General features: G+C 49.0%; 15 protein-coding genes and 3 tRNA genes. 16 read left to right on the top strand and 2 right to left on the bottom strand.

The genetic code is table 11. The annotated features are described in order from the left end of the window. Nucleotides 1-2 precede the first annotated feature (2 nt). The 3 genes from V7126_RS19675 (at nt 3) to V7126_RS19665 (ending at nt 254) form a co-directional block, all read left to right on the top strand. A tRNA-Asn gene (locus tag V7126_RS19675) sits at nt 3-77 on the top strand. A gap of 3 nt (nt 78-80) precedes the next feature. Then, nucleotides 81-171: transfer RNA gene (locus V7126_RS19670), tRNA-Ser, on the top strand. Between the two features lie 11 nt (nt 172-182). Then, nucleotides 183-254, top strand: a tRNA-Glu gene (locus V7126_RS19665). 226 nt (nt 255-480) lie between these two features. On the opposite strand, the gene V7126_RS19660 is transcribed toward V7126_RS19665, so the two are convergent. Both V7126_RS19660 and V7126_RS19655 read right to left on the bottom strand, forming a co-directional pair. Next, on the bottom strand, nt 481-1,233 hold the full coding sequence (locus V7126_RS19660; protein ID WP_046130690.1) for a TraR/DksA C4-type zinc finger protein: 753 nt from the start codon (nt 1,231-1,233) through the stop codon (nt 481-483). Nucleotides 1,234-1,337: 104 nt separating this feature from the next. Further along, nucleotides 1,338-2,273 (bottom strand): 1,4-dihydroxy-2-naphthoate polyprenyltransferase, encoded by a 936-nt coding sequence (locus V7126_RS19655; RefSeq protein WP_335498459.1) that lies wholly within the window; start codon nt 2,271-2,273, stop codon nt 1,338-1,340. A gap of 267 nt (nt 2,274-2,540) precedes the next feature. Here V7126_RS19655 and V7126_RS19650 point away from each other — a divergent pair, with 267 nt between their 5' ends. From V7126_RS19650 to V7126_RS19590, 13 genes are all read left to right on the top strand, one after another. Continuing rightward, the gene (locus V7126_RS19650; protein ID WP_046130688.1) at nt 2,541-3,965 is read left to right on the top strand and encodes an isochorismate synthase; all 1,425 of its coding nucleotides are present in this window, start codon (nt 2,541-2,543) and stop codon (nt 3,963-3,965) included. Further along, entirely contained in the window at nt 3,962-5,701 is a 1,740-nt protein-coding gene (gene menD / locus V7126_RS19645) for a 2-succinyl-5-enolpyruvyl-6-hydroxy-3-cyclohexene-1-carboxylic-acid synthase (protein WP_046130687.1), read from the top strand. The genes V7126_RS19650 and menD overlap by 4 nt, the downstream gene beginning before the upstream one ends. Beyond that, nucleotides 5,689-6,510 carry a 2-succinyl-6-hydroxy-2,4-cyclohexadiene-1-carboxylate synthase gene (gene menH, locus V7126_RS19640; RefSeq protein ID WP_046130686.1) on the top strand — a complete coding sequence of 274 codons (822 nt, stop codon included), beginning with the start codon at nt 5,689-5,691 and terminating at the stop codon, nt 6,508-6,510. The genes menD and menH overlap by 13 nt, the downstream gene beginning before the upstream one ends. A 12-nt stretch (nt 6,511-6,522) precedes the next feature. Then, nucleotides 6,523-7,341 (top strand): 1,4-dihydroxy-2-naphthoyl-CoA synthase, encoded by an 819-nt coding sequence (gene menB, locus V7126_RS19635; protein ID WP_046130685.1) that lies wholly within the window; start codon nt 6,523-6,525, stop codon nt 7,339-7,341. A gap of 77 nt (nt 7,342-7,418) precedes the next feature. Continuing rightward, complete coding sequence (locus V7126_RS19630; RefSeq protein ID WP_046130684.1) at nt 7,419-8,855, top strand: o-succinylbenzoate--CoA ligase; 1,437 nt, start codon at nt 7,419-7,421, stop codon at nt 8,853-8,855. A gap of 12 nt (nt 8,856-8,867) precedes the next feature. Further along, a complete protein-coding gene (gene menC / locus V7126_RS19625) occupies nt 8,868-9,977 on the top strand; it encodes an o-succinylbenzoate synthase (protein WP_046130683.1) in 1,110 nt (369 codons plus the stop codon). Between the two features lie 355 nt (nt 9,978-10,332). Beyond that, nucleotides 10,333-11,646: an LLM class flavin-dependent oxidoreductase gene (locus tag V7126_RS19620; protein ID WP_046130682.1), complete on the top strand. Its 1,314-nt coding sequence runs from the start codon at nt 10,333-10,335 to the stop codon at nt 11,644-11,646. Nucleotides 11,647-11,662: 16 nt separating this feature from the next. Further along, nucleotides 11,663-12,160 carry a GNAT family N-acetyltransferase gene (locus tag V7126_RS19615; protein WP_046130681.1) on the top strand — a complete coding sequence of 166 codons (498 nt, stop codon included), beginning with the start codon at nt 11,663-11,665 and terminating at the stop codon, nt 12,158-12,160. Nucleotides 12,161-12,183: 23 nt separating this feature from the next. Continuing rightward, entirely contained in the window at nt 12,184-12,978 is a 795-nt protein-coding gene (locus V7126_RS19610) for an amino acid ABC transporter substrate-binding protein (RefSeq protein ID WP_046130680.1), read from the top strand. Nucleotides 12,979-12,999: 21 nt separating this feature from the next. Further along, nucleotides 13,000-13,674, top strand: a complete 675-nt coding sequence (locus tag V7126_RS19605) for an amino acid ABC transporter permease (RefSeq protein ID WP_046130679.1) — start codon at nt 13,000-13,002, stop codon at nt 13,672-13,674. 12 nt (nt 13,675-13,686) lie between these two features. After that, nucleotides 13,687-14,436, top strand: coding sequence for an amino acid ABC transporter ATP-binding protein (locus V7126_RS19600; RefSeq protein WP_046130678.1), 750 nt, complete (start codon nt 13,687-13,689; stop codon nt 14,434-14,436). A 15-nt stretch (nt 14,437-14,451) separates the two neighbouring features. Next, entirely contained in the window at nt 14,452-15,603 is a 1,152-nt protein-coding gene (locus V7126_RS19595) for a M20 peptidase aminoacylase family protein (protein WP_046130677.1), read from the top strand. After that, nucleotides 15,600-16,943, top strand: coding sequence for an MmgE/PrpD family protein (locus tag V7126_RS19590; RefSeq protein WP_046130676.1), 1,344 nt, complete (start codon nt 15,600-15,602; stop codon nt 16,941-16,943). The genes V7126_RS19595 and V7126_RS19590 overlap by 4 nt, the downstream gene beginning before the upstream one ends. Nucleotides 16,944-16,984: the final 41 nt, after the last annotated feature.

The raw sequence follows: 16,984 nt of genomic DNA, 5'->3' as shown, positions 1-16,984 counted from the left end.
ATTCCACAGTAGCTCAGTGGTAGAGCTATCGGCTGTTAACCGATCGGTCGCAGGTTCGAATCCTGCCTGTGGAGCCATATGGAGAAGTACTCAAGTGGCTGAAGAGGCGCCCCTGCTAAGGGTGTAGGTCGCGTAAGCGGCGCGAGGGTTCAAATCCCTCCTTCTCCGCCATGATGATATACGGCCCGTTGGTCAAGTGGTTAAGACACCGCCCTTTCACGGCGGTAACACGGGTTCGAATCCCGTACGGGTCATCCGTTTCAAACCCCCTGTATTAATAAATACAGGGGGTTTTTGTATGGCAGAGACGTTCAAAAGAGATGGTAACGTCCTATAGGCAATTGAAATGCTATTGCTGTATTCGGCTTGAAGGCTAATAAAGTGTATAAAAAGGCGGTCGCCAACCGGCATATGCCCACGGTACATGGGGCATCAAAAACAGCCGCTGAATAATGACGATAAGCCCCGGATCTTCGGGGCTTAGTCATCCTCTGTATAAGGTTCCTTTTCTGCCGGGGGAAGATCCCCAAATGAGGTCATAATGCCTTCTTCATCAAGCAATTCCTCGTATTGTTCATGTTCGATTGTCGGATAAACGGTGATTTCTTTACCCGTAATATCCGTCGCGACGAAGTTTTCGTAATCTTCGACATTTCCCAGGCGCTCTTCATATTCCATGTATGTCTGGCTGTACGACTGTGGAGGAAACTCCATATCCTGAGGCGTATCTGAGTCGCCGTAGCGTTCAACATCTTGATACGCGTCTTCTGCATCATATGCCACATTTTCGTCGCGTTCATCCTGTTCAAAACGACCGTAGGGAGGAGTGAGCACTTCTTCTTCAATCGGACGGTCCTTTGAGACGGAGATGTTTGAGGAATGTTCGCTGCACGTCGTCGCCGTCGGCAGGACGGACAGCCTTTCGTAAGGAATTTCCTTTCCGCATACTTCACAGCGTCCGTACGTTCCTTTTTCAATTAAGGAAAGGGCGTGTTCGATATCGTGCAAATGCTCCCTCTCATGTTCGTAAAGGGCGAGATCCTTTTCGCGCTCATAAAGCTCCGTTCCTTCATCGCCGGGATGATTGTCGTATGAAGACAGGTCTCCCGTTGAGTTGAAAGGAAACGTAACATCTATGCCAAAATGACCGTTAGCCTTAAAACGGCTGATAATTTGTTCTTTGCCCGCTTTGAGTTCGTTTTCGAGCTTTGTCAACTGTTCTTTTGTTAGCACATGCATCGCCTCGTTTCTAAAAAGTGCTGCCTTTTTAGTATGAACGATTTTAAAAAGAACTTTCATTATAAAAAAACAAAAAAAAGAGCCGGTTAAGGCTCTTTTTAGACAAAATGATGAATCAAAACGCCAATCGCTAAAAGCAGGCCGAAAAATGTGTTCGTCTGTGCCGTGGATTTCATGGCGATCATCAATTCTGCCGGTTTTTCTTTTGCTTTGAATTCTTTGATTGCTTTGACCGGTTTCGGAAGGCTTAGCAGAACAATAGCGCTCCATACCGTAACAATCCCCATGACGATGTAAAGTCCGATTAACAAATAGGAAATAATGAATGCCCAGCTTAAAATATGCACGGCATTGTTCCGCCCTGCCAAAATAGGAAGCGTCTTTCGTCCGTTTTCTTTATCCCCGGCCAGATCTCGGATGTTGTTGGACAGGTTGATCCCCCCGACTAAAATCGTGATCGGAAGCGAGATCAGAAACACGTTCCAGGTCAGTTCACCGGTCTGGATATAATAGGAGATGAGGATGATGATCATTCCCATGAAGACGCCTGACATAATTTCGCCAAACGGCGTATAGGAGATCGGAAGCGGGCCTCCTGTGTAAAGATAGCCGACGGCCATGCATACTAATCCGATAAGCGCCAGCCACCAGCTTGAAGACATACAAATATATACTCCGAGCAAGACGGAGACTGCAAACAATCCGTATGCCGTATATAATACCGTTTTCGGCTTCATCCCGTGGCGGACAATCGCACCTCCGATTCCGACCGAATTCTCATTATCGAGCCCGCGGACGAAATCAAAATACTCATTAAATAAGTTCGTTCCGATTTGGATTAGAATCGAAGCGACAAGCATGGCGATAAACAGCCAGATGTCGATACGGCCTGTTTGAAGAGCCAGGACCGTCCCGAGTGTAACAGGGACGAATGCGGCTGTCAGCGTATGCGGCCTTGTCAACATCCACCACACGCGCCAGCTTTTTTCAGGTTTTATTCCAGAAACACTTCCTGAAAGTGATTGATGCTGCATAAAGTTTGACTCCTTTAGTTTTAATACGTACACGTCCATACTAAGTTTAGAAAAAGTTAAAAAAGGTGTCAATATAATGGGTGATATTGTTAGAAAAAAAGCGGTGAGACAGCCCCGAAAAAAATAATAAAACACCTTGCCTTTTTCATTCGGCCGATTAAGTTTATAATAGTAAGGGGTCTGTTAACAAAGTGTCGTTTTGTTGACACACATCGTTCACAGGTGTATGGTTAAAAAAGCATTTTACGGACTTTGGAGGAATGTCTCATGGTGACAACAGTGCAGCGCACTTCCCTAAGGGAAGCATCTGAAGCGTTAAATATCGTCAAAAAAGTCAACCATGCTGTTTTAATAAGTTATTCCAGAAAAATAAAAAATATAGATGCCCTTTCTTTTTTCAAAAGCGGAGAAGAAGCATTCGCCGGGAAGCGGTTTTTTTGGTCCGATCCTGACGGCGAAATGACGCTTGTCGGCTTGGGAAGGGAATTGACGATTTCCACAAGCGGGAAGGATGCAGGCCGTTATCGGGAAATCGATCAACAATGGGCGCGTGTAAAAGAAAAAGCCTACCATTTTCATGAAGGTGAAGATCTTCATCAAGCGGCAGTGGGCCCTTTGCTGTTCGGCGGTTTTTCTTTTGATCCGCTGGAAACAAGAGAGCAGCATTGGGAGGGTTATCCGGAAGGAGCTTTTTTTGTTCCCTCTGCCATGCTGACAAAAGCAGGGGAAGAAGCGTTTTTAACGGTGAACAAATGGAAGTCTCCCGATGAGGATGCAAGCAAGGTTCTTGCCGAATTAAAGGCCGCTTCTCTACATCTGACAAATATTAGCGCTTTCAAAGAAGATGAAAAAGCGGGCGCCCGGATTGAAGCGAAAGAGGAATTGCATGTGTCAGAGTGGCTTGATGCGATTCGCCGTGCAACAAACGACATCAAAAAAGGGGCATACGATAAAGTCGTGCTGGCGCGGGACATCCTGCTGACGTTCGATAAGCCCGTCAAGCTTCATGAAGTATTGTTCAAACTGATGTCAGAGCAAAAAACAAGCTACATTTTCGCCGTTGAGGAAAACGGCAAAAGCTTTGTCGGCGCTTCTCCGGAGCGGCTGATCAAAAAGGACGGAATGAAAGTGCTGTCCACATGTCTGGCCGGTTCGATTAAAAGAGGCGAAACCGAACAGGAGGACCGGATGCTCGGCCTTGAGCTATTGAACGATGAGAAAAACCTTATTGAACACGACATTGTCGTGGGTATGATCCATCAGGCGTTTTTGGCGAACTGCAGCCGCGTGAAAAAGCCGGCCAAGCCCGGATTGTACAAAACGAAAAACGTTCAGCATCTATATACACCTGTCGTCGGTCAAATGAATGATCAAGCGTCGCTCTTCGATTTGATTGAGCAGCTTCACCCGACTCCGGCACTCGGAGGGTCGCCGCAGCACAAAGCGGTCGAGGTCATCAGAAACAGCGAACCGATGTCAAGAGGATGGTATGCCGCCCCGGTCGGATGGATCGACATCGCAGGCAACGGGGAGTTTGCCGTTGCGATCCGCTCCGGATTAATCGAATCGAACGAGGCCAGACTGTTTGCCGGCTGCGGAATTGTCGCTGATTCCGATCCGCTGCTTGAATATGAGGAAACACAAATTAAATTTAAGCCTATGCTGTCCGCATTTGGAGGCGATACCCTTTGACAGAAAACCCGATTACAACATATATAGGCAATTTTATTGATGAGCTTTCACTCGCAGGCGTTACTGAAGCCGTCATCTGTCCCGGATCAAGGTCAACGCCTCTTGCGATTCTGGCGGCTGCCCACCCGGACATCAATGTTCACGTCCATATCGATGAGAGGTCGGCAGGCTATTTTGCATTGGGGATCGCAAAAGCGAAGCGGGGACCCGTTGCGTTGATCTGTACGTCGGGAACGGCTGCGGCGAACTTTTATCCGGCTGTCGTTGAGGCTCATTATTCAAGAATACCGCTCATCGTTTTAACGGCTGATCGGCCGCACGAGCTGCGTGAAGTAGGTGCACCTCAGGCGATTGATCAGCAATTCTTATTCGGCAACTTTGTTAAGTATTTCACAGACTCGGCTTTGCCTGATGCACATCCTGATATGCTGGCGTACATTCGTTCAGTAGCAAGCCGTGCCGCAGGAGAAGCGTCGAGAGCGCCGAACGGACCGGTGCACATCAATTTTCCGTTAAGAGAGCCGCTCATGCCGAACCTTAATGCCGATCCTTTTCAACGGACGGAAAGGGGCCGTCATGTGTCTGTATCAAACGCCGCCGCCGCTGCTGATCAAAAAGAGCTTGAAGCGGTGATGGCCTTGATCAGCGATACGGAAGAAGGCATCATTGTCTGCGGGGAACTTCCGAATGACGATGTGAAGCGCGATATTTTATCGCTTGCGGAGATGACGGGGTATCCGATTTTAGCAGACCCTTTGTCAAACCTGCGGAACGGCGCGCATTCGAAGAAATCGGTCATTGCTGCGTATGATTCGCTTTTAAGGGATGAAGAGCTGAAAGCTTCCCTTATGCCGAAGCTTGTCATCCGGTTTGGACCGATGCCGGTTTCCAAGCCGCTGTTCCAGCTTTTAAAACAAAACCCCGGGATCTGGCAGATTGTCGTCGATCCCGATGGCGGCTGGCGCGATCCGACACAGCGAAGCTCCTGGATGATGCATTGTTCAGAACGGGAATTTGCCAAAGCTGCGGCCGCTTCCATACGCGAAAAAAGAGCGGGCCGCTGGCTGGAAAAATGGCAGTTTGCAGACAGCCGTTTCCGACGCCATTTAAAAAATCTTGAAGCTGAGGATCTTACATTTGAAGGAAATGTGTACCGCAATCTGCAGCATATCATCCCGGAAAACAGCTCCCTTTTTGTCGGAAACAGCATGCCGATCCGCGATGCCGATACGTTTTTTGAAAATCAGGACAGGCCTTTCCGAATTTTCGCCAACAGGGGGGCAAACGGAATTGACGGCGTCGTGTCGACAGCGCTCGGCGTATATGCTGCCACAAAAGAGCCGGTGACGCTCGTAATCGGAGATTTATCCTTTTACCATGATTTAAACGGCTTGCTTGTCACTAAAACGCTGGACATTCCGCTGACGGTCGTTCTCGTCAACAATGACGGCGGAGGGATTTTCTCATTCCTTCCCCAGTCTGCTGAAGAACGATATTTTGAACAATTATTCGGAACGCCGACAGGGCTGGAATTTGAGCATGCCGCCAAATTGTACGGCGGACGCTACGCGTGCCCTGAGTCTTCCGCAGAATTCGCCGATGCCTACTTGTCTTCTGTCAACCGCTGCGGGCTTGATATCATCGAAGTGAAAACGAGGCGCGAGACCCGTGTTGAGCTGCATCGCCGGCTGCTTGATACGGTGCTGTATGAAATCAGAAAAGAGTGGCCGTTTTGAGACTGACGTTGCGGGACGGCATAGGCTATGAAATTGAAGACAACGGAGCATCTGCGGAAAAAACGGCGGTTTTTCTGCACGGATTTACCGGCAGCGCAAAAACGTGGGATGAGACTGACGAACATTTTCGAGGCATCCGTCTCATCAAACTGAATTTACTCGGCCACGGCAAAACCGATTCGCCCGCCGACAATCAGCGGTACACGACAGAACAGCAAGCCGCCGATCTATTGGAGATTTTTGATCTGCTGAAGCTGAAAAAAGTGGATCTTGTCGGCTATTCTATGGGAGGAAGGCTTGCTCTCTCTTTTGCCATGACGCATCCTGAGCGCGTATCAGGGCTTGTGTTGGAAAGCAGCTCCCCCGGTCTTCAAACAGAAGAAGAAAGACGCAGCCGGAGGGATCAGGACGCCCGGCTCGGAGAGAGGATCATCAACGAAGGAATTGAATCGTTCGTCGATTACTGGGAACAGATTCCGCTGTTTGCTTCCCAATTGTCGCTTGAGGCGTCCAAAAGAAAGAAGATCCGCGAAGAGCGTCTGAGCAACAACCCGACCGGCCTTGCGGGCAGCCTGACCGGGATGGGAACCGGCTCACAGCCGTCATGGTGGGACAAGCTGGGTGATATCACATTTCCAGTTCTCCTCATCGCCGGCAGCCTTGACAAAAAATTTGTCGCGATCAATCAAAACATGCACAGGAAAATTCCCGGCAGCCGCCTGGTGATTGCCGAACAAACAGGACATGCTGTACATGTGGAAGAGCCCGATTTTTTTGGTAAAATAGTAAGTGAATTTATATTCAAATAGGAGGTCACGTTCATGACTGTAGAATGGAAAAGCGAACGTCAATATGAAGATATTTTATATGAAACATACAATGGCATTGCAAAAATTACGATCAATCGTCCTGAAGTACATAACGCGTTTCGTCCGAAAACCGTTACCGAGCTGATCGATGCTTTCGCCTATGCGAGGGATGATGCGGATATCGGCGTCATCATTCTTGCAGGAGCAGGAGACAAGGCGTTCTGCTCAGGCGGTGACCAAAAGGTAAGGGGCCACGGAGGATACGTCGGAGAAGACCAGATTCCGCGTCTTAACGTTCTTGATTTGCAGCGTTTAATCCGTGTCATTCCGAAACCGGTCGTTGCGATGGTGTCAGGCTATGCCATCGGCGGCGGTCATGTGCTGCATATCGTTTGCGATTTGACAATTGCCGCAGACAACGCGATTTTTGGACAAACCGGACCAAAAGTGGGCAGCTTTGACGCCGGATACGGTTCAGGCTATTTAGCGCGGATCGTCGGCCATAAAAAAGCCCGCGAAATCTGGTATCTGTGCCGTCAATATAATGCGGAGGAAGCGTTGGAAATGGGTCTGGTCAACACGGTTGTTCCGCTTGAGAAGCTTGAAGAAGAAACGATTAAGTGGTGTGAAGAAATGCTTGAGAAAAGCCCGACGGCTCTCAGATTCCTCAAAGCAGCGTTTAACGCCGATACGGACGGACTTGCAGGCATCCAGCAGTTCGCCGGAGATGCGACGCTCCTTTATTACACGACGGATGAGGCAAAAGAAGGTCGTGATGCGTTTAAAGAAAAACGCCGTCCGGACTTTGGACAGTTCCCTCGTTTTCCGTAAAAACGAGAAAGAAACAGCTTGGTGTAACTGAGCTGTTTTCTTTTATCAATCGAGAAATTTTCTTTGGAGATGATGACATGCTAATGGACCAGCCGAACTGGCTTAAACAGCGGGCAGAACTGACACCCGACAGGCTGGCTCTGATTCAGGGAAATCAGCAGCTGACCTTCCTGGAATTGTATGAAGAAGCGAAAAAAATGGCGGCACAGCTGAAAAACTGCTCCATCGGAAAAGGGGATACGGCAGCCGTTCTTTTAACAAACCGGACCGAAATGGTCATTGCGGTACACGCCTGCTTTTTACTCGGCGTCCGCCTCGTTTTGCTGAACACAAAGCTGTCAAAGGCAGAAAGAATGTATCAGATCGAGCATTCGGAGGCGAAACTGCTGATTACCGAACAGCCTTTTGCAGAAGAGCATTCACAAGACCTTTCGATCCGAACCGTTCAAATCGAAGACATTCAAGCGATCAAGGCCGAGCCGCTTATAAAGGAAGCGGACATCCATCTGGACGATACGGCGACCATCATGTATACGTCGGGTACGACCGGAAGGCCGAAAGGGGTTATGCAAACATTTGCCAACCATTATTTCAGCGCGGTTTCTTCTGCATTGAATTTGGGGCTCGCCGAAAATGAAAGGTGGCTTATCGCCTTGCCGCTCTTTCACATCAGCGGACTGTCTGCCCTGTTTAAATCGGTCATCTACGGTATGGCTGTTGTTCTGCATCAAAAATTTGACGCGGATGATGTTCTCCGTTCGATCAACGATCATCAAGTGACCGTCATTTCTGTCGTTCAGACGATGCTTTCCCGGCTGGCCGCGCGTGTGGACAATTGTCCGGAATCTCTGAGATGCCTTTTGCTTGGAGGCGGGCCTGCGCCGTATTCATTGCTTGAAGAATGCAAAAGGAAGCGGCTTCCAGTCGTTCAGTCGTACGGCATGACGGAAACGTGTTCACAAGTTGCGACACTCGCGCCCGAATACAGCATGACAAAGCTGGGATCAGCCGGCAAACCGCTTTTTGCCTCCGGCATTAGAATTGAAAAAAACGGCGCGCCAGCGGAAACCGGCGAACACGGCGAAATCTGCGTGAAAGGGCCGACTGTCATGAAAGGCTATTTAAAAAACGAAGCGGCAAACGAAGAATCGTTCAATGATGGCTGGTTTAGAACCGGTGATATCGGGTATCTTGACGATGACGGATTTTTGTATGTGCTTGACAGACGATCAGACTTAATCATCTCAGGCGGAGAAAACATTTATCCCGCAGAGGTTGAAGCGGTTCTCCTCTCTCATCCTGCCGTTGATGAAGCAGGAGTAAGAGGAGCGGATGACGAAACATGGGGAAAAGTCCCGCACGCTTATCTTGTCGTCAATGAGCATGTGGAGGAGCAGGAGCTGATCCGGTTTTGCAAAGAGCGGCTTGCTTCATATAAGGTTCCGAAAGCCTTTCATGTTGTCCGGCAACTGCCGCGCAATGCATCGAACAAATTGATGAGACACAAACTGTAGAGGAGAGCGCCAATGATTCAAATCAAACAGCTCACATTGTACCATCTCAGCATGCGGCTGAAAAAGCCTTTTACATCAAGCTTGGAAACCTTTCAGGAACGAAAATTCATCATTATAGAAGCGAAGGATAAAGACGGTGTGACAGGCTGGGGGGAAGTCTCCGCCTTTTCTTCTCCATGGTACACGGAAGAAACAACCGAGACATGCTACCATATGCTCAAAGATTTTTTTATCCCGGCTGTGCTTCACGAATCATTCACACATCCTTCCGACATTCCTGAAAAGCTTCGCGGCTTTAAGGGCAACCGGATGGCAAAAGCAGGGCTGGAAGCTGCGTTTTGGGACATTCACGCACAAAAGAACGGCATCACATTAAGCGAAGCCTTGGGCGGCATCAAAACGGAGGTGCCCGCGGGGGTTGTCGTCGGACTTGCTCCATTGGAAGACATGCTTCGCGAAATTGATCAATATGTAAAAGAAGGTTATCAGAGAATAAAACTTAAAATTCAGCCAGGACAGGATATCGAGCTTTTAAAAGAAATCCGCAGGCATTTTCCGCGCGTGCCGCTGATGGCGGATGCGAACTCATCCTATGATATAAAAGATATCAGCAGAATCAAGTCGCTTGATGAATTCAAGCTCATGATGATCGAACAGCCGCTGGCTGATGATGATATCGTGGACCACCGCCATTTGCAAAAGCATATCAAAACCTCGATTTGCCTTGATGAAAGCATACGCTCTGCTGATGATGCGAGGAAAGCAATCGAGCTCGGCAGCTGCAAAATCATCAATATCAAGCCTTCAAGGGTCGGAGGATTGACCGAAGCGCTGAAGATTCATGACCTTTGCAAACAGCATAACATGCCTGTCTGGTGCGGTGGCATGTTCGAAACTGGGATTTCCAGAGCGCACAATATCGCTCTGAGCTCCCTTCCGCAATTTGTGATCCCGGGGGATATTTCGTCGTCTTCACGCTATTGGGAAGAGGATATCGTAAAGCCGGAAATCAGGATCGAAGACGGTTTTATACAGGTTCCCGACCGGCCCGGCATGGGGTTTGAGGTTGATGCAAACACCTTAAGAAAACATTCGTTTAAAATGGACGTTTTCAGGCCGTAAAACGTAAGCGTGCCGTTGATTTTTCCGTTTTTAAGATTTGTTTTCCCGTTCGCCAACAAGTATATTGAAGTTGTACATTATTCCCTTCTCGTTTGGACCGGCTCGCTTAGCAGCCGGTTTTTTTGAAATCCGGCCCGTTTTCTAACGGGTCATTTTTTGTGAAAACCTCCTGTACGCTCCTTATTTTCATCAATTTTCAATCTTATTTTAATTTTAAAATAAAAAATTGAGTTCATTTTATTGACAAACTTTCGAGACAAATGTACATTTTGATTTATTCATATTAAATATCTAGGATTAAAAGGATTATGTGTTGACCTTTGCAGCCTAAAAAATCATAAAAGGAGAAAACGTTATGAAACAAATAAAACTAGGCGTGTTTCTTGCAGGAACAGGACATCATGTAGCATCTTGGCGGCATCCGAGTGCTCCTGAAGACGCCAGTATGAACCTCGATTATTTTAAAGAGCTTGCCAAAACAGCTGAGCGGGGCAAACTCGATATGCTGTTTTTAGCTGACAGCCTTTCAATAGACAGCAAATCGCATCCGAACGTGTTAACAAGATTCGAACCGTTTACTCTGCTTTCCGCATTGGCGCAGGTGACGTCTAAAATCGGCCTGGCAGCTACCGCTTCGACTACGTATAGCGAGCCGTTTCATATTGCGAGACAGTTCGCTTCCCTTGACCATATTTCGGGCGGGCGCGCCGGTTGGAATGTGGTGACCTCTTCCATTGAATCGACGGCGTTGAATTTCAGCGGTGAGAAGCATCTCGAACATCATCTTCGCTATCAGAGGGCAGAGGAGTTTGTGGAGGTTGTGAAGGGTTTGTGGGATTCGTGGGAAGAAGATGCCTTTATCAGAAACAAGGAAACCGGCGAATTCTTCGATAAAGAAAAAATGCACGAGCTCAACCATAAAGGCACATATTTTTCAGTCCGCGGGCCTCTAAATGTCGCAAGAACCCCACAGGGCCAACCGGTTATTATTCAGGCCGGCTCATCGGGAGACGGACAAGCGCTGGCTGCCAAAACGGCTGAAGTGATATTCACGGCGCAAAACCATTTGGAGTCTGCTCAAGCGTTTTACCAATCGATCAAAGAGCAGGCGGCGGAGCTGGGGCGCGATCCCGAGAAAATTGCGATTATGCCTGGTATTTTCCCGGTGATTGCCGATACAGAAGAAGAGGCGCAGGCCAAATATCAAGAACTTCAGGATTTAATTATTCCATCTGTCGGATTGCAAATCCTTCAAAATTATTTAGGCGGCATAGACTTGTCAGCCTATCCGCTTGACGGGCCTCTGCCTCAATTGGACGCCGATGCTTCAAACGCGGTGAAAAGCCGCTTTAAGCTTGTTCAAGAAATGGCTGAGAGAGACAATATGACGATACGTCAGCTTTATCAATATGTCGCCGGTTCCAGAGGACATCATATATTTGTAGGGACTCCTGGACAACTCGCTGATAAAATGCAGGAATGGGTCGACAAGAAAGCTTGTGACGGATTTAATATCATGCCGCCTCTTCTTCCGGAAGGGCTTGAGCTGTTCGTTGACAAGGTCGTTCCGATTCTGCAGGAACGGGGGCTGTTTCGAAAAGAATATGAAGGTGCAACATTAAGGGATCATTTCGGTTTGGATAAACCGGCCAACCGCTATTCAAAATAAAGGAGGGAAACGTTCGATGACGCGACGATACCGAATGGCAGACGAAAGCGATGCAAAAGAGCTTCTGGCGCTTACCGAGCGGGCCTATGAGCCGATACGAAAGCTGGGCATTCATTTTGCCGCAGCACATGCCGATCTGGATCTGGTCTTAAACAATATCCGGAAAAATGCGTGCTATGTCATGGAAGAAGACGGACGGATCATCGCGACGATTTCAATAAGAATGCCATGGGGACAGCAGCCCGGGCCGTACGGGGTCCCTCATATCTGGTGGTTTGCTGTAGACCCGGCCTCTGGAAAAAAAGGAGTTGGCTCAGAGCTCTTAGAATGGCTCGAACAGACGATCCTCCGCGATACGCTGAAGGTTCCGTTCGTATCACTCGGCACGGCGGATAAGCATCCGTGGCTGATCGACATGTATGAGAGAAAAGGCTATGTCCGCTCAGGGGAACAGGATCTTGGCAAAGGACACATTACGGTTTATATGAAAAAACAATTACGGACTGATCTATAACATAAAAAAGGCGGGGACATCTGATGAAAAAGAAAAAATGGATTATGCTGCTTGCTGCTGCGCTAATGACGGCGGTATTATCAGCATGCGGAAATGGAAACAGCAATGAACAAGAGAACAACGTACTGCATGTCGGTGCAACAGGGCAAAGCTATCCGTTCGCTTATAAAGAAAACGGGAAGCTGACAGGTTTTGATGTTGACGTAATGACGGCAGTTGCGAAAAAGCTTGATATGAAGCTCGATTGGAAGCTTCTTGAATTCAGTGGATTGATGGGAGAGCTGCAAACCGGAAAGCTTGACACCATTTCCAATCAGGTGGCGGTTACCGACGAACGCAAGCAAACGTACAATTTCACAAAACCGTATGCTTATGCGGGAACACAGATCGTTGTTAAAAAAGATAACAATGACATCAAATCGGTGGCCGACTTAAAAGGCAAAACCGTAGCAGCCGTCCTCGGTTCAAACCATGCAAAAAATCTTGAAAGCAAAGACCCTGATCATAAGATCAACATTAAAACATACGAAACACAGGAAGGTACGCTGAAGGACGTAGCTTACGGCCGCGTAGACGCATATGTCAACAGCAGAAGCGTGCTTATCGCACAAATTAAGAAAACGGGCTTGCCGTTGAAGCTTGCCGGCGATCCGATTGTCTATGAGCAAGTCGCATTCCCGTTTCCAAAGGACGATGCACACGACAAGCTCCGCAAAAAAGTCGATAAAGCGCTGAACGAACTGCGTAAAGACGGAACACTGAAAAAGCTTTCAGAGAAGTATTTTAAAGAAGACATTACGGTAGAACAGAAGAAATAGAAACGGCGGTGAAACACGAGAATGAATACGATTGATTGGGGATTTATGATATCCGCATTCCCGACTTTGCTTCAAGCCCTCCCGATCACCCTGTTCATGGCTGTGGCGGCGATGATCTTTGCGATCATTGGGGGACTTGTACTCGCACTGATTACAAAAAACCATATTCCAGTGCTTCATCAGCTGTCAAAAGTGTATATTTCGTTCTTTCGCGGCGTGCCGACGCTTGTACAGCTTTTTTTGATTTATTACGGGCTGCCGCAGCTGTTTCCGGAGATGAGCAAAATGACGGCTTTGACAGCCGCCATCATCGGACTTAGCCTAAAAAACGCCGCCTATTTGGCGGAAATCTTCCGTGCGGCCTTGAATTCGGTTGATGAAGGACAGCTGGAGGCGTGTCTGTCCGTCGGAATGACGAAGCTGCAGGCATATCGGCGGATCATTCTCCCGCAGGCGGTCAGAAACGCAATACCCGCAACAGGCAACACGTTTATCGGCCTCCTGAAAGAAACGTCTTTGGCCTTTACTTTGGGAGTCATGGAGATGTTTGCCCAAGGCAAGATGTATGCATCAGGCAATTTAAAATACTTTGAAACCTATCTGGCTGTTGCGATTGTCTACTGGATTCTTACTATTATATACAGTATTTTGCAGGATCTGTTTGAACGCGCCGTCAGCAAGCCATACCGGACATAGAGGTGAAATCAGTTGATAAAAGTGAAAAATATTCGCAAAGCATTTAAGGATCTCGTCGTACTGGACGGGATTGACCTTGAAGTGAAGCGCGGAGAAGTAGTGGCGATCATCGGCCCGTCCGGCTCCGGAAAATCGACGCTTCTGCGCTGTCTGAATCTTTTGGAGCGTCCTGATCAAGGCGTCATTGAAATCGGCGAAGCCAAATTGAATGCGGAAAAATTTACGCGCAAGGAAGCGCATTTGCTTCGTCAGCAAACCGCCATGGTGTTCCAAAATTACAACCTGTTCAAAAATAAAACAGCACTGCAAAACATTACAGAGGCCTTGATCACCGCACAAAACAAATCGCGGGAAGAAGCGGACCGCATCGGTATGGAGATGCTGAAGCAAGTCGGTTTGGAACATAAGGCCCACAGCTATCCGGTTACGATGTCCGGCGGGCAGCAGCAGAGGGTCGGCATCGCGCGGGCGCTTGCTGTCAACCCGCACGCGATTTTGCTTGATGAGCCGACTTCTGCTCTCGATCCGGAGCTTGTGGCAGGCGTGCTTCAAGTCATCAAATCGATCGCCGAAAAACAAACGACGATGATCATTGTCACTCATGAAATGGCGTTTGCCAAAGAAGTCGCAGATCAGGTGATTTTTATGGCGGACGGCCATATTATCGAGCAGGGGACACCGGAAGAGCTGTTTGATCATCCGAAAAACGAACGGACGAAAAAATTTATCAAACAGGTAGGAGAGCCTGCAGAACTTGTATAGAAGGGATGAAATGGAATGGCCGAAGAATATCATGAAGCGTTGCATACGCGTTTGATCAACATTCGCCGGGATCTTCACGAACATCCTGAACTGTCGTTTCAGGAATTTGAAACGACGAAAAAAATCCGCCGCTGGCTTGCGGAAGAAAATATTACAGTTCTTGAGGTGCCGGGGCTTGAAACGGGTGTAGTTGCCGAAATCAAAGGGCGCGAGGAAGGACCAGTCATTGTGCTGAGGGCGGATATCGATGCGCTTCCGATTCAGGAACAGACTGGCCTTCCGTTTGCCTCTAAACACGAAGGAAAGATGCATGCGTGCGGACACGATTTTCATACTGCCTCGATCATTGGAACAGCCATTTTGCTGAACCGTAGAAAGGACGAATTCAAAGGGACGGTCCGCTTCATTTTTCAGCCCGCAGAAGAAATTGCCGCTGGAGCAAGAAAGGTCATTGAAGCAGGAGTGCTGGACGGGGTTTCCGCCATTTTTGGCATGCATAATAAGCCCGATTTGCCAGTCGGCACGATCGGATTGAAGGAAGGAGCCTTAATGGCGAGCGTCGACCGATTCGAGATCACGGTTAAAGGTAAAGGCGGGCACGCCGGCATTCCGGACAACAGCGTCGACCCCATAGCCGCGGCAGGCCAGATCGTCAGCGGCTTGCAGTCGGTTGTCAGCCGCAATATCAGCTCGCTGCAAAATGCCGTCGTCAGCATTACAAGAATACAGGGCGGCAGCTCGTGGAATGTAATTCCGGACCAAGTAGAAATGGAAGGTACTGTCCGCACCTTTCAAAAAGAAGCCAGATCGGCGGTGCCGGAACATATGAAACGGGTGGCCGAGGGAATTGCAGCCGGCTTTGGGGCTCAGGCTGAATTCCGCTGGTTCCCATATTTGCCTTCCGTTCAGAATGACGGCCGCTTTTTAACGGCGGCAGCAGAAGCGGCATCCCGTCTCGGCTATCAAACCGTCCAGGCCGAACAGTCCCCCGGCGGAGAAGACTTCGCTCTTTACCAGGAAAAAATTCCGGGCTTTTTTGTTTGGATGGGGACCAGCGGAACAGAAGAATGGCACCATCCGGCATTTACATTGGATGAAGCGGCTTTAAAGACGGCCGCCCGCTATTTTGCCGAGCTGGCAGTCATCGCGCTGGAGACGGTCAAATGAATGGACAAGAGCTGACAAAAAGTCTGGCTCATGCCGTTATATCTTCGCGTCCTGAGGATTCCGCTGATGCGATGCGTGAAGCAGAGAAGGGCCTGCTCGATTTCACAGCCGCAGCTTATGCAGGAAGAAACGACAGCGGCGTGAAAAAACTGCTGCACTTGCTCGAGGGGGAAGGCGGCAAACCGATCGTTCCCCTTATCGGCCAAGGAAAAAAAGCATCTCCATTACAAGCAGCGCTGCTTAATGGATTTATGGCACATGCGCTTGATTTTGATGACGTCCATTCCGATGTAAGGGGTCATCCGAGCGCGGTCATATTGCCTGCCCTTCTTTCTTCCGCGGCTTCCCGCGGGGAGGATGAACGTTTTTTCGGCGCTTATATTTTAGGGGTAGACGTCATGGCGAGGCTTGGCGAATCGATTGGCAGCCGGCACTATGAAAAAGGCTGGCACAACACAGGGACGCTTGGCGCTATAGCTGCAGCCTGTGCAGCGGGTTATGCAGAAAACCTATCCATTGAAGAGCTTGAAAGAGCGATCGGTTTTGCCGCCTCTCAATCGGCGGGAATGAGGGTACAGTTCGGTACGGAAATGAAGCCTCTGCACGCCGGTCTTGCTGCCCGGGCCGGGTTGTTTGCCGTTAAGCTGGCTCAATCGGGCTTTGGGGGCTCGGACGCGGCCCTTGATGGAGAACTCGGTTTTTTTAGCCTGTACGGCGACTTGGAAAAAGCGCAGCATGCCTTGTTAAACCATTGGGGAGCGCCGTGGAGAATCGTTGACCCCGGACTGTGGTTTAAAATTTACCCGTTCTGCTCTGCAGCACACCACGCAGCAGATGCCATCCGCCATCTTATAGCTGAGCATGGGATCTCTGCCGAAAAGACGGAAAGGGTTGAAGTTGTTTTTCCTCCCGGGGGAGACGCCGCTTTAACAGAAAGCCGTCCCGCAACAGGGGAAGAAGGCCGCTTCAGCGTTGAGTACGTCATCTCCCTTGCTTTAAACGGTCAGGAGCTTGTGGCAGACCGCTTCAGCCGCGAGCCGATCCCAAGCGGCATCCGGGCGTTCATGGAGCGGATTCACCGCGTTTATGATGCCGGGATCCGCCCTGATCCGAAAGCTGTTCCGAAAGGCCGTTTTACGATTGTACGTGCATTTCTTGCGGACGGACGGATTTGCGAAGCCCGCATCGATTGTCCGAAGGGAGCGCCGGGAAATCGATTATCGGGACAAGAATTGATACAAAAGCTGAAACTTGCGCTTCATTCTGATGAACAAAAAGCGGGCCATTTGCTTTCCGCTATTAGGGAAAAGAACATTCACCGCTTTTTATTGCATATATAAAAACACGGCACAAATACTGTTTGTGCCGTGTTGCAGCTTGT

The sequence above is a fragment of the Bacillus sp. JJ675 genome, from assembly GCF_036963165.1.
Classification (GTDB): domain Bacteria; phylum Bacillota; class Bacilli; order Bacillales; family Bacillaceae; genus Bacillus; species Bacillus glycinifermentans.
This window is presented reverse-complemented; position numbering and strand designations above follow the sequence as displayed.